The 20,556-nt window shown below is 39.7% G+C and carries 17 protein-coding genes; 9 read left to right on the forward strand and 8 right to left on the reverse strand.

The annotated features are described in order from the left end of the window. Positions 1 to 9: 9 nt before the first annotated feature. The 4 genes from H5161_RS16280 to greB all read right to left on the reverse strand — a co-directional run bounded on the left by H5161_RS16280 (position 10) and on the right by greB (position 4,045). On the reverse strand, positions 10 to 2,337 hold the full coding sequence (locus H5161_RS16280) for a Tex family protein (protein ID WP_182675475.1): 2,328 nt from the start codon (positions 2,335 to 2,337) through the stop codon (positions 10 to 12). Positions 2,338 to 2,505: 168 nt separating this feature from the next. Continuing rightward, complete coding sequence (locus H5161_RS16285) at positions 2,506 to 3,087, reverse strand: CBS domain-containing protein (RefSeq protein WP_039489108.1); 582 nt, start codon at positions 3,085 to 3,087, stop codon at positions 2,506 to 2,508. Positions 3,088 to 3,137: 50 nt separating this feature from the next. Next, a complete protein-coding gene (locus tag H5161_RS16290) occupies positions 3,138 to 3,449 on the reverse strand; it encodes a hypothetical protein (protein WP_138489777.1) in 312 nt (103 codons plus the stop codon). 116 nt (positions 3,450 to 3,565) lie between these two features. After that, entirely contained in the window at positions 3,566 to 4,045 is a 480-nt protein-coding gene (gene greB, locus H5161_RS16295) for a transcription elongation factor GreB (protein WP_182769676.1), read from the reverse strand. A gap of 195 nt (positions 4,046 to 4,240) precedes the next feature. On the opposite strand from greB, the gene ompR reads away from it, so the two are divergent. Together ompR and envZ are read left to right on the forward strand one after the other, a co-directional pair. Further along, positions 4,241 to 4,960 carry a two-component system response regulator OmpR gene (ompR, locus tag H5161_RS16300; RefSeq protein WP_182694450.1) on the forward strand — a complete coding sequence of 240 codons (720 nt, stop codon included), beginning with the start codon at positions 4,241 to 4,243 and terminating at the stop codon, positions 4,958 to 4,960. Positions 4,961 to 4,965: 5 nt separating this feature from the next. Then, positions 4,966 to 6,288: a two-component system sensor histidine kinase EnvZ gene (envZ, locus tag H5161_RS16305; protein WP_182769677.1), complete on the forward strand. Its 1,323-nt coding sequence runs from the start codon at positions 4,966 to 4,968 to the stop codon at positions 6,286 to 6,288. Positions 6,289 to 6,337: 49 nt separating this feature from the next. Here the strand turns inward: envZ and H5161_RS16310 are convergent, their stop codons facing one another. Continuing rightward, complete coding sequence (locus tag H5161_RS16310) at positions 6,338 to 7,129, reverse strand: ABC transporter substrate-binding protein (RefSeq protein ID WP_182695865.1); 792 nt, start codon at positions 7,127 to 7,129, stop codon at positions 6,338 to 6,340. 225 nt (positions 7,130 to 7,354) lie between these two features. Then, positions 7,355 to 9,397 carry a glycoside hydrolase family 97 protein gene (locus H5161_RS16315; protein WP_182769678.1) on the reverse strand — a complete coding sequence of 681 codons (2,043 nt, stop codon included), beginning with the start codon at positions 9,395 to 9,397 and terminating at the stop codon, positions 7,355 to 7,357. Between the two features lie 158 nt (positions 9,398 to 9,555). Between H5161_RS16315 and H5161_RS16320 the strand changes: the two genes are divergently transcribed. From H5161_RS16320 to H5161_RS16330, 3 genes are all read left to right on the forward strand, one after another. Further along, positions 9,556 to 10,179, forward strand: a complete 624-nt coding sequence (locus H5161_RS16320) for a methylamine utilization protein (RefSeq protein WP_182769679.1) — start codon at positions 9,556 to 9,558, stop codon at positions 10,177 to 10,179. Continuing rightward, entirely contained in the window at positions 10,169 to 11,401 is a 1,233-nt protein-coding gene (locus H5161_RS16325) for a hypothetical protein (protein WP_182769680.1), read from the forward strand. The genes H5161_RS16320 and H5161_RS16325 overlap by 11 nt, the downstream gene beginning before the upstream one ends. Before the next feature lie 66 nt (positions 11,402 to 11,467). Continuing rightward, the gene (locus H5161_RS16330; protein WP_182769681.1) at positions 11,468 to 13,069 is read left to right on the forward strand and encodes a methyl-accepting chemotaxis protein; all 1,602 of its coding nucleotides are present in this window, start codon (positions 11,468 to 11,470) and stop codon (positions 13,067 to 13,069) included. Positions 13,070 to 13,249: 180 nt separating this feature from the next. Here H5161_RS16330 and speE read toward each other — a convergent pair whose 3' ends face one another. Further along, a complete protein-coding gene (gene speE, locus H5161_RS16335; protein WP_008138747.1) occupies positions 13,250 to 14,113 on the reverse strand; it encodes a polyamine aminopropyltransferase in 864 nt (287 codons plus the stop codon). 199 nt (positions 14,114 to 14,312) lie between these two features. Here speE and speA point away from each other — a divergent pair, with 199 nt between their 5' ends. From speA to H5161_RS16355, 4 genes are read left to right on the forward strand one after another with little or no spacing between them, the layout of a single operon-like run. Then, positions 14,313 to 16,193: a biosynthetic arginine decarboxylase gene (speA, locus tag H5161_RS16340; RefSeq protein ID WP_002959544.1), complete on the forward strand. Its 1,881-nt coding sequence runs from the start codon at positions 14,313 to 14,315 to the stop codon at positions 16,191 to 16,193. Between the two features lie 60 nt (positions 16,194 to 16,253). Further along, entirely contained in the window at positions 16,254 to 17,132 is an 879-nt protein-coding gene (locus H5161_RS16345) for an acyltransferase (protein ID WP_182682750.1), read from the forward strand. A gap of 25 nt (positions 17,133 to 17,157) precedes the next feature. Further along, the gene (locus H5161_RS16350; RefSeq protein WP_002959541.1) at positions 17,158 to 18,078 is read left to right on the forward strand and encodes an acetyltransferase; all 921 of its coding nucleotides are present in this window, start codon (positions 17,158 to 17,160) and stop codon (positions 18,076 to 18,078) included. Continuing rightward, positions 18,075 to 19,334, forward strand: a complete 1,260-nt coding sequence (locus H5161_RS16355) for a mechanosensitive ion channel family protein (protein WP_039490513.1) — start codon at positions 18,075 to 18,077, stop codon at positions 19,332 to 19,334. The genes H5161_RS16350 and H5161_RS16355 overlap by 4 nt, the downstream gene beginning before the upstream one ends. Here the strand turns inward: H5161_RS16355 and chrA are convergent. Continuing rightward, a complete protein-coding gene (chrA, locus tag H5161_RS16360) occupies positions 19,291 to 20,445 on the reverse strand; it encodes a chromate efflux transporter (protein ID WP_182769685.1) in 1,155 nt (384 codons plus the stop codon). The two genes, H5161_RS16355 and chrA, sit on opposite strands and share 44 nt — an antisense overlap. Positions 20,446 to 20,556: the final 111 nt, after the last annotated feature.

The raw sequence follows: 20,556 nt of genomic DNA on the forward strand, positions 1-20,556 counted from the left end.
GTACAAGTATTATTTTTTTACTTTAGCATTAGCGAACGCATCGGCAAATGCATTGCCCATTAACGCATTACCGTTGTCACGTTTAGGCTTTGCAGCGCGAGGTTGCGAATTATTAGCACGTGCTTGTGGCTTTTGCGTAGCTGGAGCTGCTGACTTATTACTTGTGTCAATATCGTCATCTAAGCGCATAGTAAAGCTTATGCGTTTACGTGCAGCGTCTACTTCAACAACTTTAACCTTTACAATATCACCAGCTTTAACAACTTCACGCGGATCTGATATAAATTTATTCGTGATTGCTGAAATATGCACTAAACCATCTTGGTGAACACCTACATCAACAAACGCACCAAAATTAGCAACGTTTGAAACCACGCCTTCTAAAATCATACCTGGTTTTAGGTCACTAATTTTTTCAACACCGGCTTTAAACTCAGCTGTTTTAAATTCAGGTCGAGGATCTCGACCAGGTTTATCAAGCTCAGTAATAATGTCGGTAACGGTTGGTAAGCCAAACTTTTCGTCAGTGTAATCGTTAGCAGCAAGTTTAGTTAAAAAGTCGCTGTTACCAATTAGGTTACTGACATCTAAGCTATTGCGTTCACAAATGCGTTTAACAACAGGATAAGCTTCAGGGTGTACTGATGAGTTATCTAGTGGATCGCTACCATTGTTAATACGTAAAAAACCAGCCGCTTGTTCAAATGCTTTTGGCCCTAAACGCTCAACCTTTTTAAGCTCACTACGTTTAGTAAATGTGCCGTTAGCATCGCGATAATTAACGATATTTTGCGCTAATGTTTTGTTTAAGCCAGATACGCGTGTAAGTAAGGGTACCGAGGCCATGTTTAAATCTACGCCTACTGAGTTTACACAGTCTTCAACTACTGAAATAAGGCTCTGGCCTAATTGGCTTTGCGATACATCATGTTGGTATTGGCCAACACCAATTGATTTTGGCTCAATTTTAACAAGTTCAGCAAGAGGATCTTGAAGGCGGCGTGCAATAGAGACAGCCCCTCGTATAGAAACATCTAAATCTGGAAATTCATTAGCTGCAAATTCAGAAGCTGAGTAAACCGATGCACCTGCTTCGCTAACCATAATTTTACTAAGTTTAAGTTCGCTGTTTGCTTTGATAAGCTCTGCAACCAACTTATCTGATTCGCGTGATGCAGTACCGTTACCAATCGCAATTAGCTCAACTTTATGCTGACGGCAAAGTTGCTCTAACGTACGCACTGATTTATCCCAATGATTTTGTGGTGCATGAGGGAAAATAGTTTGTGTAGCTAGTAATTTACCTGTGCTATCAACAACGGCAATCTTACAGCCAGTACGAAGGCCTGGATCAAGACCTAAAGTAGTACGAGGGCCTGCAGGTGCAGCCATTAATAAATCTTTTAAGTTTTTAGCAAATACATCTATTGCCCCGGCTTCAGCTTTTTCGCGCATTGCTGCAAAAAACTCATTCTCTAGGTGTAACCCTAGCTTAACTTTCCACGCCCATTGAACAACGTTTAATAACCAAGGACTTGCCGCTTTATATTTAATATCTAAACGGTAATGCTCAGCAATCATGTTTGCACATAATTGTGCTGAATTTTCTGCACTAGGCTCTGGGTTTATATTTAACTGAAGTACACCTTCATTTCGAGCTCTAAGCATTGCAAGCGCACGGTGAGAAGGTACTTTTTTAAGAAGTTCTTGATGCTCAAAGTAATCACGGTATTTTGCACCGGCTTGCTCTTGGCCTTTAATCACAGTACTTTCAATTGCGCCATTTTGGCTAATGTGGCTTCTAAATTTAGCAAGTAATTTTGCGTCTTCAGCAAAGCGTTCCATTAAGATGAATTTAGCGCCTTCAAGTACCGCTTTTGTATCTGCAAAACCTTTTTCAGCACTTACAAACTGTTCCGCTTGTTGCTCTGGGTCAAGGTTAGCATCTTTAAATAGTGCATCTGCAAGAGGCTCTAAACCAGCTTCAATTGCTATTTGGCCTTTAGTGCGGCGCTTAGCTTTATATGGTAGGTATAAATCTTCAAGTTCTGTTTTACTTTGTGCATTGGTTATATCGGCACTTAGCTCTGGCGTTAATTTATTTTGCGATTCGATTGTCGATAAAATAAAACTACGGCGCTCTTCTAGTTCACGTAAATACGATAAACGCTGCTCTAAAAGGCGTAATTGGGTGTCGTCTAGGCCGCCTGTAACTTCTTTTCTGTAGCGGGCAATAAAAGGAACAGTTGCGCCTTCATCAAGTAACTTTGTTGCAGCAACAACCTGTTGCTGCTGTGCGTTTAACTCACCGGCTAAACGTGCAGAGATATCGCTCATGCAAAAACCTTTTTATACAATAAAATAAGACCAGAAGCGTGTTACTGGCGCTGTTAATTGCTTGAATAATATCACAGGAGGTAGTAATGAAAAGCTCTTAAAGCAAGCTATTTTACTTGCTTTAAGATGGTTGGGTCGGGAGCAAATCAATTCAACTAAAAGAGCGCCCTAGTGAGGGTGCTCAATGTTTTCTAATACCTCACTGAAAGAGTGAGCAATAGGTGAAATATGTACAGGAATATGTAATGTTTTAGCTATTTGGCGAGCTGAAATTAAACCACAAATTTCGTTACTCGCTGTTGTAACTAATAAAAACATTGTGCCCTGATGCTCCATCGTTTGCAGCGCATCACCAATGCATGCGTAGCTTAAGCTTTGCATACTTACACCTGTAAGGCGGTTAACTGGTGTCATAATGTCACGTAAGCTTACTTCGCTTCGTTGCATATTTAAGCGCTCTGCAATAATAGTAATTTTAGAGCTTTGTAAATCGGCGCTAGAAACTAGGCCAATTAATTTTTGGTGTTCGTCTGTTACTAAAACAAAGTCAGATTGTTGTGCACTTACTTGTTTAAGTGCATCTGTAATCGTTGTTCCATGCTCTGCACGAATAGGTGTTTTTTGAGTAAAGTTATTCACCATTTTTAGCGCTGGAGAAGATAAATCGATTAATGGTTGATCATCTGCAAATGTGCTAGCAATAACGCCATGAGAAATATTTTGGGTACGTAATTCTTTAAAGTTAGACATAGTAGTCACCTTAGTAGTTATAAAATTTAATTAAGTTGTAAAATAATGAATTAAATTAAATAGCTAGGTGGTCCGCGTTGGTATGCAGTGCTAAAAGGTCTGTTTAGATTAGTGCTCTTATAAAAAGAATCTACGACATTAGGAAGTGGTTGAGGCGACCTAAAGGTAATAGTGTTAACGTGAGAGTCCACGTCAAAATCGAGGTTTGCTTGGTCAGGAATATCACAAGTAATAAAGTGATTAGATAGTTTAGCGTTATCAAGGTTTACGTCAGTGTTGCTGGCATGCAGCGTTAAACTTACACTCATTAAAAGTGCAAACAATACGGCATTACTAAATATGCGCTGTACCATGTTTGACATAATCACGACCTTAATTAACTGCTTTCAAATTAAACAAATCAACTTGAATAATTCAGTTATAGCTTATTGCTTTAATTTACACAATCAAAAGTTAACATGATCTGAATCAAAACTTTTTATTTCTTTTTTTGGTAATCGATACTGTTTACATACCACTGCTTTTTTCCCTGAGGAGTGGTCACTTCAAATTCGTCGTCCACTTGTTTTTTAATCAACGCACGCGCCATAGGTGAGTCTATTGATATGTAATCTTTACGGTCGTAAATTTCATCAGGACCTACAATTCTGAACTTTTTAACATCACCTTCTTCGTTTTCAATTTCAACCCATGCACCAAAAAATACTTTTCCATCTTGCACCGGAGAGTAGTCAATAATTTTTAAATCTGGTATGCGTTTGCGTAAGTAGCGTACTCGGCGGTCAATTTGGCGCAGCAATCGCTTGTTATATTGATAGTCTGCGTTCTCAGAGCGATCTCCGAGGCTGGCTGCCCAGCTAACTATTTTTGTTACTTCTGGGCGTTTTACGTTCCATAGTTGATCGTGCTCTTGTTGTAATTGCAAGTAACCTTCGCGGGTAACTAAATTTGTTTTCATGGCCAATTCTTTATTAACTCTAATGGTGTGCACGTTATTAAATTTGCCAAAACTTGTCGAGCGTAAAATGTAATAAAATACGAGTAAGGAAGCTTTGAAATGTTCAGTAACAATCTAAGCAAGTAATTAGTTTTTGATTATTAAGTTTTTCATTTATATTAACTAGTAATTGGATATAAAAATAAGAAAGAGATTATGGGACACGAGACCACAAAAGTATTAGTTGTTGATGACGATATGCGCTTACGCAGTTTGCTTGAACGTTACTTAGTAGAGCAAGGCTTTATTGTTAGAACCGCAGGAAACTCGGAGCAAATGGATAGACTCCTAGAGCGCGAAAACTTTCACTTAATGGTTCTCGATTTAATGCTCCCAGGCGAAGATGGCTTATCTATTTGCCGCCGCCTACGCCAAAAAGAAAATGAAATTCCTATTGTTATGCTTACTGCAAAGGGCGACGAAGTAGACCGTATTATTGGTCTTGAACTTGGCGCTGACGATTACATTCCAAAACCATTTAATCCACGTGAGCTACTTGCTCGCATAAAAGCAATTTTACGCCGCCGCGCAAAAGAAGTGCCAGGTGCTCCTGCTGCTGAAGAAAACTTAATCGCTTTTGGTAAATTCACCCTTAATTTAGCAACGCGCGAAATGAGTGAAGGGGATAAAACAATATCGCTTACCAGTGGTGAGTTTGCAGTGCTTAAAGCGCTTGTTTTGCATCCGCGTGAGCCACTTAGCCGCGATAAGCTAATGAACTTGGCGCGTGGACGTGATTACAGTGCGCTTGAGCGAAGTATTGATGTGCAAGTGTCGCGACTTCGCCGCATGATTGAAGTAGATGCTGCTAATCCTCGATATATTCAAACCGTTTGGGGTTTGGGGTATGTGTTTGTTCCCGACGGTGAAAAGTAATATTTATGGGCATGTTTCCGCGCAGTGCTTTTGGGCAAACTGTTTTTTTAGTGGCGGCTTTGTTGCTAATAAATCAAATAGTGTCTTATGTTACGGTTAGTTTTTATGTTGTAAAACCAACTATTGAGCAAGTTAACTTGATGCTTGCTAAGCAAATTAAAACGGTATTTATTGACTGGGAAGATGGCGTTGAAATAAACGACGAAGTATCTGCGAAGTTTTTTGAAATTACCGGCATCGAAGTGATGACGCAGCGCGAAGCAATGCGTCAAGGGCTTGGACAAAGCCGCGAATATTCTATGCTATCGCGTAGTATGACTGAGCAACTTGGTGGTTATTCTCGTGTACGTATTAGCCAAACTGATCCATTGATTTATTGGGTTGAAGCACCGCAAGCGCCAGGTTATTGGGTAAAAGTACCGCTTAAAGGTTTTAAAGAGAATAACTTAGAGTTTTTAACTTTTTACTTATCAAGTATTGGCTTTTTAAGTGTGCTGGGTGGGTGGTTGTTTGCAAGGCACCTTAATAGGCCATTAAAAGCACTGCAACAAGCTGCAGTGAAAGTAGGTAAAGGCGATTTTTCTACCAAATTAGAAGAAGAAGGCTCAACAGAAGTAATAGAAGTAACGCGCGCGTTTAATCAAATGTCGCGCGGAATTGCCGCACTTGAAAACGACCGCCGTTTACTAATGGCTGGTGTATCGCATGATTTACGTACGCCGCTTACGCGTATCCGTTTAGCCACCGAAATGATGGTTGATGAAGATGACTATCTTCGTGAAGGTATTATTTACGATATAGAAGATATGAACGGGATTATCGATCAGTTTATTGAGTATTTACGCCACCATAAACGTGAAGAACTAAGCTGCGAAGATATAAATGCTTTAGTTGCCGAGGTTGTTAATTCTGAGCTTCAGCATCAACGTACTATTACGTTTAAAAGTAATCCAAATATAGGCAATATACCCTTAAGCTCTGTAGCTATTAAACGTGTAATTACCAACATGATTGGTAATGCGCTGCGTTATTCTGAGGGCGATATTGAAGTACTTAGCTACTTTAATTCAAACAAAAAGTATGTAGTTATCGCTGTAAACGATAATGGCCCCGGTATTCCTGAAAACGAACTAGAGTCTGTGTTTGAGCCCTTTAAACAAGGCGATGCAGCTCGCGGAAGTGAAGGTAGTGGCTTAGGCCTTGCCATTATTAAACGCATTGTTGATATGCATGACGGTAAAGTAAAACTAGAAAACCGCCCAGAAGGCGGTTTAAGTGCACAAGTATATTTGCCAATCAAGGTATCAACTCCTGCAGTATCAAAGTAAGCTAAAGCATGGTTGGCTCTGTGCTTTTAAATAAAGCCCGTTAAAAGTATTACTCGGGCTCCCAAACGTATAAGCCATATTTTTGCATTACTTTTTTAAGGTCACCAGATTTTCTGAGCTCCTGCATACCAGTATCTATAAGTTGAGCATATTCATGTGCTTTAGGGTTTTTAGGTGAGAAGCACATCCTACCCCATAGTATTTTGTCAAACTGACCTGCTTTTTCAAAGCTATCTTGCAGACCATATTTTTGTAGTTTGTAATCGGCTACATAGGCAGCTTCACTAAATGTATCGATTCGGCCTAATTTCAGTTTTTTAAACAAGCGATAAATGAGATCTTCTGAACCATGATGAACCTGAATTAGCTGCTCGTTATCGCGGTTTTCTTCAAAGTAGCTTTGAACTTCAGGAGATATTGGTGAAAAATCGTAGCCTGCAATAACGCCAAATCTTATTAACTTTAGAGACTCCATCCCATTGTAACGCCATTGAGTGCCTTTTTTGACGTAAAAGCTATATATCATCGGGCCTACAGTGTTTTTAGAACATATATTTACTTTTGAACTACTGTCGTTACTTATAGCTACAGCATCATACTTTCCACTCTCTGTTCCTTTTAAAGAGCGTAAATAAGGGACTATATAAAAATTTACTTGGTGGCCTGCACGTTCTAAGATTATTTTTTCTAGCTCTAATACAAAGCCTATGGAATTATTATCGGAGGTATCACTGCAAACGTACGGGCAGAAGTCGAGTGCAGCAATATCAAGAGTATCAGAGCGTACGTTGCTACAACCAATTAGGGCAGCAAACATAATAAGTTTTGGTTTAATTGACACTGTAATATTACGCCCTTATTTTTATTAGTTTGGTAGTTCACTTGTATCGCGTTAATTATTGTTGATAATTTGTTAAATTCAACTTTTTAAAGAATAAGGCAGGGCTTTTGTTGTTTTATAATAATTAAGTGAATTGGCATAAATACCAAACATGCCTTAGTTAGAGCATTGGTAGGTTTAAATCTACCAATGCTCCGTAAACGGTGCAGGCATAATAATAAAAAATTAAAGTGCCCTAAAGCGAATGGCTGTGCCGCCGCTGGTAGCGAGTTTTAAGGTTAGTTTATCGCTTGCCGTGACTACATGTTTTTCGATATTTAAATCGTATGGATTGTTTTTCCACTCTGCGTTTTTACCATCTTGATAAATTTGCGCTTCAAACTTTTTACCTTGCTCTAAAAAGTCGAGCTTTACCTCAATTGTTCTGGCTTTCTCGTCAGTAACAGCACCTAGGTACCAATCGTTTCCTGAGTATTTAGTGCTTTTACGTTCTTTACGGGCAAATACAATAAAGTCGCCTACTTCGCCATCAATGGCAATACTTTGCTGCCAATCTGTTGGTACGTCTTGAATAAATTGAAATGCGTCGGGCTTAGCCAAATAGTTTTTAGGTAAGTCGGCAGCCATTTGAATTGGGCTATACAACACAACATAAAGTGCAAGTTGTTTGGCAAGTGTAGTTTGTGGGCGGTTTGTATCGCCTCCTAAACCATTAAAGCTCATATCAAAAATACCTGGCGTAAAGTCCATAGGGCCAGAGAGCATGCGGGTAAAGGCAAGCATTGGTACGTGTTCTGGTGGGTTAGGAGGCGAACCCCATGCATTATATTCTTGCCCGCGTGCACCTTCGCGCGCGATCCAGTTTGGGTAAGTACGGCGCAGGCCTGTATCTTTAATTGGCTCGTGCGTATTGATGCTAATTTTATGTTTAGCCGCAAGCTTTACGTTATGAAGGTATTCGTTAACCATAAATTGGCCGTCATGCCATTCATGGCGCGCAATACCGTTTTTGTCTATACGTTTTATATTTCCGCCATCGGCTACATAACCTGTTTTTACTTGGCTGACGTTTGATTTTTCGTAAAGTGTAAAGGCATCTTCCATTTGGTCTCGGTAGTTGCTTACATTGCCTGATGTTTCGTGATGGCCAATGAGATGTACGCCTTTTTCTTTGCCGTATTGAGCAAGCGCTGTTATATCAAAATCATCGTACGGTTTGGTAAAGTTAAATACATCGCCATTAAAGTACCAATCGCCATCCCAGCCAATATTCCAGCCTTCAACGAGTACGCCATCAAAACCATACTGCGCTGCAAAATCCATATAGTATTTTGTGGTTTGCGTAGTGGCGCCGTGTTTTTTACCGCTACCCCAAGTTTGCGTGTTTATATGCATACCCCACCAAATACCGACGTATTTGCCAGGTTTAACCCACGACACGTCACCGAGTTTATTAGGCTCGTTTAAATTTAGTATTATATCTGAATTAACTAGGCCAACAGCGCTGTCGGCTATTTGAATGGTGCGCCATGGTGTTTTAAAAGCACCTTGTTTTTTAACGGCAACACCATCTGACCAAGGGGTTAAGTCTGCTGTAAATGTGCCTGGACGGCGCTGATTAAGCACCATACCCGCGTAATCAACAAGAGCGGCTTCATGAATACTAATATGAGTACCGTCACTTGTTTTAAACGTAAATGGTGTGTGAGCTAGTGGAGCTTCGTTAAGTGGAGTAGTGTTGTAAACATATTCGTAGCGGTTCCAGCCACGAGCAGGTATCCACCATGCTGTTGCATCATGGCTATTGTTTATTGCAAACTCAGTCAGCTCTTTGGTTATTTCTGTATGTTCGAAGCCGGTTTGTTGTGGCACTTCGTATCTAAAACCTACACCACTATCAAATGCTTTAAATCGAATAGTGTAGGTACCTTTATTTGGCTCGTTTTTTGTAAAGGTAACGGCTACTTCGTTATATTCGTCAACAACGTTTTGGCGTTCGCCCCAAGGTTGTTGCCACTGTGAGTTAACGCTTTGTTGTTCAATGCTTTTAATTTTAAAGCCATCGCTAAAAGCTGCTTGTGTTTTAAATTCAAACCCCAGTAAAGATTTGTTTATAACCGCTTTGTTTTTAAATTTTATTGCGTAGCTTGGCGTGTTGTTTTCGTCTGAGATGCTTACTGTTATTTGTGTGTCTGGCGATTTTAGCTCTACAGTTTGTCCGTAGCTATTACTAGCAAAGGCTAAAAGCACAAGTGTAGGGATTCTCATGGTGTGTCCTTAGATGAGTCGGTGGTGACATTTAAGGATAATGACTGTTGATGATTAATACGACTGCCTACATACGTATTCAATGTTTTAAAAAATAGAAAGAATTTAGTGGTTTAATCGGTCTATAATGTAAACAAATTGATAATAGCGACAAGAAAATGATAAAAAGCTTACTTTGTGTATTTTTACTAAGTGTTAGTACTGGAGTTTTTGCAGCAAATATAACAATTAAAAATGCTAATAATGGCCCATTACCTAATGCTGTTGTGTGGCTAACTGCAGGAGACTCCTCTAGCATTATTCCTCCAGAAGCACCTTATGCGATGACCCAGCAAAATCGAGAATTTAAGCCGCGTATTTTAGTTGTCCCACAAAATGCAAAGGTAGAGTTTCCGAATGGGGACTCAATCATGCATCACGTTTATTCATTTTCTAAAGCTAAAACATTTGAATTAAAGCTATATAAGGAGCACCCAAAAGCGCCCATTACTTTTGATCAAACAGGGGTTGTTGAGCTTGGCTGTAATATTCATGATTGGATGTTAGGTTATATTGTGGTGGTCGATAGTACTATTTTTGCAATCACTGATGAAAATGGTCATGTTGATTTAAATGCCAATGTAGGCGAATACACGTTAAGTGTTTGGCATTCTGGGTTTAGTGATATTAGTAAGGTTGAATCTCAAACTGTTACTGTGGCTACTAACCCGATCACTTATAAAGTAAAGCAGGAAATTGCGGAGCAAATTGACTTTGCTACGGATGAATTTGATGACTATTAATCGTTTAACGAGGCTGATATTTTTAGCCGGTGCTTTATGTTTTAGTAATGCATTGTATGCACAAGTAAAAGGCTTGTTACAAATTAGAGCCGTGCAGGGTGACGATATACGTAGCTTTCAAGAGGGCGGCCTTGGGCTATATCGGCACGATACTAAAAGCGACGAACTTATTTTATCCCAAGGTATTTTAAATTTTAATGTTGATTTAGCATCTAGTTGGTCGGCTCATGGGGTGTTAAATGCGAATCAAGATCCTGACGTTGGCCTTGGTTTTACGCAAGCTTATGTAAAGTATCAGCCGCTATCTAACAGCAACTATAAATGGCATGTGCGTGTAGGGGGCTTTTATCCACTTATGTCGCTTGAAAACCCTGATATAGGGTGGACTTCTCCTTATAACTATACAAACTCAGCTATTAATAGCTGGATAGGCGAGGAAGTACGCACTGTTGGCGCAGAGATAACTATTAAGCGCCCAGCAAAACGTTTTAACAGCGCTCATAGCTTTAGTTTTGTAGGTGCTACATTTAAAGGCAATGACCCTGCCGGTACTTTACTTGCTTGGCGTGGTTTTGCATTACACGATAGGCAAACTACATTTAACGAAAGTGTTAAATTTGCGCCTGTAGCGGCATTAAATACGTATGAATTACGCTGGCAAGCTAATCAGGTTTTACCGTTTGAAGAAGTAGACGGACGTTTTGGCTATTACGCTGGCGTACACTGGGATTACTTAAAAAAATCACAATTTCGAATTTATTATTACAACAATAATGGCGACCCAACCACGCTTAATATTAGTACAGGGCAGTATGCTTGGGATACTCGCTTTACAAGCGCCGCTTGGCTTTATAAGTTTAATAATAAAACCCGCTTTATAGCACAGGTACTTAATGGTAAAACCGAAATGGGCGCTAATGCTTTAATAGATAATGCCTTTTACAGCCATTATTTAATGTTAAGCCATAAAGAAGGCAAGCATCGAGTTTCTGTACGCTACGATTACTTTAAAGTGACAGATAACGACACCACTGCGTTTGATCCTAATGCAAGCAATGGGGAAGGTTTAACCGCAACATGGCGCTACCAGCTCACTAATAAACTACAAATAGGGGTTGAAGGTTCTGCACTTAAAAGTGTTGCAAAAAATAGAGAGCCAATTGGATTTAATGAACGAATCTCGCAGCAGCAAATAATGCTAAACGCTCAATGGCGATTTTAGGTTTTATAAACTAGATTTATTATCAAAAAGGTAGGTATTAAATATGTTTTTTTTTTGGAGTAATTAATGAATTTGAATAGTATCCGCGTCAAAGTCTCTTTTCCTATTGTTATTTTAGGTATTGCTATCTTGTCGTTAATTATTGGGTATTCATACTTAATTAACTTACAAAAAAATGCATTAGATGTGCAATCCGATAAATTTATTAAGGCTGTGTCTCTTGCTTTGAGTGCCGACAGGGATTTGTATCAAGCAAAGGTTGCTGAGTTAAATTTAGTCGCACATAACGACAATAAAGAAGCTTATTTGCAAGAGCATAAAGAAAATGCTGAGCAAGTAACGCAAAGGTTAGAGCAGTACTTAGCTTTGTTATCGGATTATCCAAAAGCTATAAATGGGCTTCGCGGTTTTGATGATACTTATAATACTTGGTTAAACGCTTCACTGGCCTATATGAATGATAAAACAAATCTAAAAAAACAGTCTCAATCAGAAAAAGCATTTGACGAATTAAGAGCTACGCTTGATCAAGCTGGTGAATTAGCAGAGCAAACATCGGTTGAAGAAGTTCAAAAACTATCAGACACAATTGCTTCAACTAAGTTAACTATGCTTATTTTTGTCATATTAATTTTATTAGTGGCGTGTTGGTTTAGTTACCTTATTCCTAAGCAATTAACACAGCAAATTAACTATGTAACTTCTCGTATTAACGATATAGCCTCTGGTGATGGCGATTTAACTGGCAGGATCGTTATAACGTCTAAAGATGAATTTTCTGAACTTGCAACGCAGTTCAATCGTTTTCTCGACAACTTACAGCAATTAATTCGCGATATTTTAGAGCAATCAAAAGAACTAAGTGAATTAGGAGGTGAGTTAAGTCAGGTTGCAAATAAAAACAATGCTGTAAATCAAACGCTCAGCCAAGCCTCTGAGTCAATAGTAAGTGCAGTGCATGAGATGAGTGTAGCAAGTAGAGAAGTTGCAGGTGTTGCTCAGCAATCATCAACAGAAGCTGATAAATCGTTAAATTTAGCTCAGCAAGGACTAACAGCGGTTGCGCACTCTAGTTCTCGTATTATTTCTTTGTCGCAAAATATGGAGCAAGCTATGGCGCGCTCTACAGAGCTACAACAAAGTTCTGATAACATTGCCAAAGTACTTGAGGTTATTCGTGCAATTGCAGAGCAAACAAATCTGCTGGCGCTTAATGCTGCTATTGAAGCCGCGCGAGCTGGTGAATATGGCAGAGGTTTTGCTGTGGTAGCAGATGAAGTAAGAACATTGGCTACACGCACGCAAGTAAGCACAAACGATATTCAAAAAATGATAGAGCAATTTGCAACGAGCGTAGAACAATCAATTAAAGCGATAGATGAAGGTAAGCAATTTGCAGATGATGCGGTTGGTTCGTTTAGTCAAACTAATGATGTGCTTAATGCAATGCAAAGCTCGTCTACTAAAGTAAATGATATGGCGATGCAAACAGCGCAAGCGACTGAAGAGCAGACAACGGTTGCAGATGAAATAAGTCAAAACCTATCATCATTAAACGATCAAACTTTAGAAGGGGGGGCGCTTGCTCGAACTACTGAGGATGTATCTAAAAAAATGGAACAATTGACTGATGAGCTAAATCACTTAGTACATCGATTTAAAGTTTAAATAAGCTGATTATTTGGTTAGATAGCTCTTTAAGGTTTTAAAATATAACTGTACTTATGTTGTTTGTTAGCTCGAGTTCAGTTTGAATAGTCATTATAAATATAAAAAGGGACTTTAAAAGTCCCTTTTTTAATGCAATTTTAACCTTGAGAAGTCAACAAAGCCTAAAGTGAATTAGTATTATTTTTTATCAAAAGCGCGTTTCATGTAGTTAGGTGTAGCGAGTGCACCATGATGAATACCGCTGTTGTAGTATTCACTTTGCTCAGCTATTTGTGCTGCGCCGTCTTCTCTAAAACCGTCAAATGCTTGTGATTTACGTGCAAGTGTTACCGACCATAAACCGCTTGGGTAAATTGGTTGCGGGAATGGCAGTGTTTGTAAATCGTTAAAGCCTACGCTTAGCATTGCTTCGCGCATTTCAACTAATAATGGCATATGCATAAGAGGTGATTCGCTTTGTTGCACTAAAATACCACCTGGGCGCAGTGCATCTAAACAGCTTGTGTAAAACGCATGATTAAATAAACCTTCACCTGGACCCACCGGATCGGTGCCATCAACAATAACCACGTCGATAGATTCGCCAGCGGCTTCGCGCATGTATTTAATACCGTCGTCAAACATAACCGTTGCACGGGCGTCGTTGTTAGATTCACAAAGCTCTGGGAAGTATTTTAACGACATTTGCGTTACTACTTCGTCTATATCTATTTGCGTTACAGTTTCTACGCCTGGGTGTTTTAATACTTCGCGTAAAGTACCGCAGTCGCCGCCGCCAATAATAACGACGTTTTTAGGGTTTGGGTGCGCTAAAAGTGCAGGGTGGCTGATCATCTCATGATAAAAGAAGTTTTCGCGGGTTGTTACCATAGTACACCCGTCGATGATCATTAAATTACCAAAGTCTGTGGTTTCAAACATTTCTACCTTTTGAAAAGGAGATTGTTTTTCATCTAACTTTTTATTAATACGTAATGAAAATGCGCTGCCATCGCGGTCGCTAATTTCAGTAAACCACTTACTTTGATCTAAATTTGCCATAGTTACTATTACACTTTTTAGGTTGAGTATGAAAAAAGGGGCAATTCTGCCAGTGCTTGGCGTTTTGCTCAATGACATTTTAACTGATTTGACGAATAAAGTTAGTTAGGAGTGAGTGAAAGTTCAATTTTTGTTAGCCTAGTGGATAGTGACGTATTAAAATGCGCCTTTATACCTAATTGACTAAAGAAGAGTTGCCATGACCTGGGGTTTAGAAACAGCACGCGCCACTTATAACGTTGCTCATTGGAGTGATGGTTATTTTGATATTAACGCACAAGGCGAACTGGTGGCTTACCCAGATGGCGACCAAACAAAACCGGCCATTTCTTTAACGCAATTAACTGAGCAGTTTAAGCAACAAGGTTTAACGTTGCCGGTTTTAGTACGCTTTACTGATATTTTAAAAAATCGTGTAGACACACTTACTAACGCGTTTACGCAAGCGCGAGCAAATCGTGAATATAACGGAAAATACACCTGTGTTTACCCAATAAAAGTAAATCAGCAACGTTCTGTAGTAAGTAAGCTATTAGCGCATCCAAGCGGGCTTGTTGGCCTAGAAGCAGGCTCAAAGCCAGAACTTATGGCTATTTTGGGCGTAGCAAAAGAGCCAATCACAATAGTGTGTAACGGCTATAAAGACAGTGAGTTTTTACGCTTAGCATGTATTGGTCAAGCAATGGGCCACAGCGTAAAAATTGTGGTAGAAAAGCTTTCAGAACTAACCACACTACTTGAAGAAATAGACAACCTAGGCATTGAACCTGCTATTGGTATTCGTATTCGCCTAAATTCAGTAGGCAAAGGCAAGTGGCAAAACACGGGCGGCGAAAAAGGCAAGTTTGGTTTAACAGCAGGCCAAGTACTAAGTGCTGTTGAAGTGCTGAAAAAGCATAATAAGCTGCACTTAATGCAAATGGTGCATTTTCATATTGGTTCTCAAATTGCCAACATTCGTGATATTCACCGTGCTTTGCGTGAATGTGCACGCCACTTTGCTGAACTTACGCAATTAAATGTACCGTTAAATACCGTTGATGTGGGTGGCGGATTAGGCGTTGATTACGAGGGCTCTGGCTCGCGCAGCGCGTGTTCAATGAATTACACCGTAGAAGAGTATGCGCGTAACGTAGTGAATGCATTTGCAGAAGTGTGCGATCAGCATAACCTTACGCATCCGGCCATTATCACAGAATCGGGGCGCGCTTTAACCGCTCACCATGCGGTATTAATTACCGATGTAATTGACGTAGAAAAAGCGCCCAATCATTTAAATCCAGAGCCACCGCTTGAAAATAGCGCGTTAGTGCTTGATGAAATGTGGCAGTGTTTACAGCGTTTAAACCCGCGTATGGCACTTGAGATTTATCACGACGCTATGCACTTATTTAGCGAAGCGCACGATCAGTACGTGCATGGCTTAGTAAGCATGCTAGAGTGGGCGAAAATAGAGCAGCTTTACTTTACTATTTTACATCGTGTACGTGCATCGCTTAGTAATAACGCGCGCGCGCACCGTGAAGTCCTCGACGATTTAAACGAAAAGCTTGCCGATAAACTCTTTGTTAACTTTTCATTATTTCAGTCATTGCCTGATGTATGGGGTATTCAGCAGTTGTTTCCGGTTATGCCAATCGAAAACTTAACTCAACCATTGACTCAGCGCGCGATTATTCAAGATATTACCTGTGACTCTGACGGGCAAATCCGCGAATACGTTGAAGGCGCAGGTATCGAAACCAGCCTACCAATACCAGAATATAAACACGGCGAGCAATACCACATTGCGATGTTTATGGTGGGTGCATATCAAGAAATTTTAGGCGATTTACATAACCTATTTGGTGACACTGATTCAGTGCATGTAGAGCTTAACGATGAAGGTTATGTGTTAACCAATGCTATAAAAGGTGATAGCGTTAAGGATGTATTAAAGTTTGTTGACTATGATAGCGCCATTTTAGCTGACAACTTTGCGTACCAAGTTAATAAACTTGATGTATCAGCGCAGTGCAAAGAAGGTTACTTAGCTGAGCTTAATGCAGGCCTTGAAGGCTATACCTATTTTGAAGATTAATTTGTAAGCAACTGAAAGCGCAGTATTAGTGGCTGCGCAATGTTTAAAGGAATGGAAGTAATGTCAGTTATTCGCGGTGTATTTAGTATTATTTTTTACACAATAAACACACTTTTTTGGTTTGTGCCTATTTTTATTTGTGGGCTTATAAAGCTTATACCTATTAAGCCTCTACAAAAGATTATGAGCTGGGCTGCAAAGCAATTTGCAACTATTTGGGTGACCTTTAATAGCTTAAATCAAAAGTTATTTACGCCAACTAAACTTAATGTAACTGGCCTTGAAGACCTTAAACTGAAGGATTGGTACCTAGTAATTGCAAATCACCAAAGCTGGGTCGATATTTTAGTATTGCAGCGCGTGTTTAACCGTAAAATTCCATTTTTAAACTTCTTTTTGAAAAAAGAGCTTATTTACGTGCCTATTCTAGGTTTGTGTTGGTGGGCGCTTGATTTTCCGTTTATGACTCGCACGAGTAAAAGCCAATTAAAAAAGAATCCAAAGCTGCGTGGCAAAGACTTAGAAACCACGCGTAAAGCCTGCGAAAAATTTAAAGAGATGCCAGTAAGTGTGGTTAACTTTGTAGAAGGCACTCGTTTTACTACACAAAAGCACGCGCGCCAAAATAGCCCGTTTCCACATTTATTAAAACCAAAAGCGGGCGGTATTGCTTTTGTAATGCAAGCGATGGGCGAGCAAATTACTAAAGTGGTTAACGTTACAATTCATTACCCTGATGGCATTCCTACATTCATGGATTTTGCAGGTGGTAAGGTAAAAAATATCAACGTACACGTGGATGTAAGGCCTGTAAGCGAAGAGCTTATTGGTGACTACACCGGCGATTCTGAATTTAGAGTACGCTTTCAAAGCGAGCTAAATCGTTTATGGGAAAATAAAGAGCAAACATTACAATCGCTCGAAAAACACCCCAAATAAAAGGCAAAAATATGAGCTTACAGTTATGCTAAAAAAGTGGTTACCAAATTGGCTTAACGGCTTAATTGTGGGCTGCGTATTGTTTTCTAATGTAATGCTTTTTGGCTCGCTAGTATTTGTACTAGGGCTTATTAAGTTATTACTGCCTTTGTCTGTTGTTAACTCTTTATTGCACAGCGCTTATCGAGGGTGGTGTAATGGCAATCGGTTTGGCTTGTGGCTAGGTTGTCCTAATATTGTGGTTGATATAAGTGGCGATTTAAATTCAAAAAGTTGGTATTTACTTATATGTAATCACACGAGTTGGTTAGATATAACCGTGCTTAGCTCATTACATGCATTACCAGCCCCTAAGTTTTTTTTAAAAGATGAATTAAAATACGTGCCTTTTATTGGCACTGGTGCGTGGGCTATGGGTATGCCGTTTATGAAACGGGTAAGCAAAGCACAGCTTGCTAAAAACCCAAAATTGAAAGGGTTGGATGTAGAGCGCACAAAGCACAGCTGTCGCAATTTTCGTCACTATCCTACTACCATCGTTAATTTTGTTGAAGGCACACGCTTTACGCCAGCTAAGCATAATCTGCAGCAAAGTCCTTTTAAGCACTTATTAAAACCCAAAGCGGGTGGCATTGCTTTTGCGCTTGAAGTGCTAGCCAACCAATTTGATGCCATGCTAAATACGAGTTTAGTGTATAGCGGTAAAACAGATCACGTTTGTCGGAACTTACTCAAAGGCGAGCTAGATTCTATTTATGTTTCAATAGACGTAACGCCCATTAATGACAATATGCAGGGCAGCTATCAAACCGATGACGTATTTAAAGCTAATTTTCAACATTATGTGAATGAGCTATGGGTTGCGAAAGATCAGCAGCTTGCCGATATTTATGCTCAACAAGATTTACCTGAACCACAAATCAGTAAGGAAATTGAAACACTATGACCAACACCCACCTACAGGAGTTAATAGCTCCTTGGTTTGAAAAAGTACCCGATGCGGATTTTCTTAGTTCTATTACCGCAGTTTCAATAGGGATTTTTTCTTTATTAATTGTTTACTTATTTACTCGTAGGTTAATGTTACCAGGCATTCAAAAAGTGGTAACTAAGCTTTCGCCTCAACGTATTGGTTCGTTGTCGCCTATGCTTAATAAGCTTAATAGACGTATTGCAGGTATGCTTTGCAGCGTATTATTTTTGGCGACCTTTGACAGTGTTTATCCGGTTAATGAGCTGACCGCTGAAATTTTGAAAACGGTTGGCCAAGCTATACTAATTATTCATGTAGGTTTTATTTTTAGCAGTATTGTAAGTATTGCGGGTTCTATTTATAACCAATTGGAGTTTGCACGCGAAGTCCCTATTCAGGGCTTAATTCAGGTTGTTAAGCTAATCACCTTTATTGTGTGTGCTATTTTAATTGTAAGTATTTTCCTTGAGAAGTCACCCACTTATATTCTCTCTGGCTTTGGTGCTATTGCAGCTGTTACGTTATTAGTATTTAAAGACACTATTTTAGGCTTTGTAGCGAGTATTCAAATAGCAGCAAATCGCCTAGTAACTTATGGTGATTGGATTCAAGTAGAAAACTACGGCGCCGATGGTGAAGTAATTGATTTGGGTTTAAACACTGTGAAAGTACGTAACTGGGATAACACCATAACAACTATTCCAACTTATATGCTAGTTGCGGGTTCGTTTAAAAACTGGCGCGGTATGCAAGAGTCGGGCGGTAGACGTATTAAACGTTCACTTAATATAGATATGCACAGTATTTGTTTAGTAAGTGATGAATTTAGAAAGCAAATAGATGCGGCTATTCCGCTTCATGACTATATCCGAGTGACGACATTACCCGCTCAAGTTTCTAATTTAGGGCTGTTTCGTCGCTATGCTGAGGGCTATTTAAAGCAGCACAGTAAAATTAATACGTCGCTTACGTTAATGGTACGAGAGCTACAACCAATGAACCACGGGTTACCGATTGAGTTTTATTGCTTTAGTGAAGACAAACGCTGGATTTCGTACGAGCATCTACAAGCCGAAATAATGGACCATTTACTTGCAGTATTGCCAGTGTTTGGGCTTAGGGCATATCAAAGTGTTAGTGGGCAATTAAGCCCTCCTAACGAGCAACAAACAGATAAGCCAACATTTAGAGTGATGGCAAATAGTGCTGCAAAAGACCCACAGCAATAAATAAAGCTAAGAGCCACCAAATAGGTGGCTTTTTAAATCGCAGCCATGCAAATGTAATTATTACTAACGCAACCTGCCAAAGGTTATGCACAGCCGATGTCCAAATTGGTGAATACAATGCGGCCGCTAAAAAACCGACTACCGCTGCATTAAGCGCCGCTATTGAACTTGCAAAACGTGGCTTACTTGCCAAATTAATCCAATTCTTCTGAAGCGCCAGTATAAGTAAAAAACCAGGCATAAATATAAGCAGTGTAGCTATAAGGGCACCCACTAAAGGTTGCTCAGTAGTAAGTTGTGCGCCTAAGTAAGTAGCAATAGTAAACATTGGCCCTGGCACTGCCTGTGCACTCGCGTAAGCACTTAAAAACTGATCATCACTCAATGCTGGTACGCCAGCTTGAAGTACCGGCAGTACTACGTGTCCGCCGCCAAACACCATTGCACCCGCTTGGTAAAAAGGGGTAAACAAAGCAAACTCATGCCCTAGTGGAATAAAGCTAACCCCAAGTAAGAGCGCAAATAACCCCAGTGCAATCCAATTAATATTACTGTTTTTACTGCTAACATCGTCTGCTACTGTGCCAAGTTTTAATAAAGGCCATATAGCACCTAGTGTTGCAGCGGTGATTAAAATCGCTATTTGAGTTCCCATCATTGGAAATAACACCAAGGCAAGTGTACTCATTACCGCAAGTAACTTAAGCGCAGCACTTGTACAAAAGCTCTTAGCCATACTAAGTGTTGCATCAGCGACTATAACAACGGCAAATAACTTTAAGCCTGCAATAATAGCAAAGTAAACAGCGTCAAACTGATGGGCACTAACCGCAAGCAGCACCATAATTAAAAACGAAGGCAAGGTAAAGCCTACAAAAGCAGCTATACCACCCAGTACTCCTGCACGCTCAACACCAATAGCAAAACTAACTTGGCTAGAGCCTGGCCCTGGTAATGCTTGGCTTAAACTAATAAGTTGTGCGTAACGGGTGTTAGTTAGCCAATTTAACGAGTCTACAAAGTGGCGTTTAAAATAACCTAAATGCGCAGCGGGGCCACCAAAACTCATGCACCCTAGTAAAAAAAATTGTCTAAAAATAGCAATTAACATTGCGCCAATATCCTTTGTAAAATTCATTAAATTGTCACAGCGTAGTATGACATTTTTATTAAAACGGCACATTAGTTTGAGGTCTGTTTAACAATCAAGCAAGATGCGCTG

It is taken from the genome of Pseudoalteromonas sp. SG43-5 (assembly GCF_014164345.1).
Lineage (GTDB): Bacteria > Pseudomonadota > Gammaproteobacteria > Enterobacterales > Alteromonadaceae > Pseudoalteromonas > Pseudoalteromonas distincta.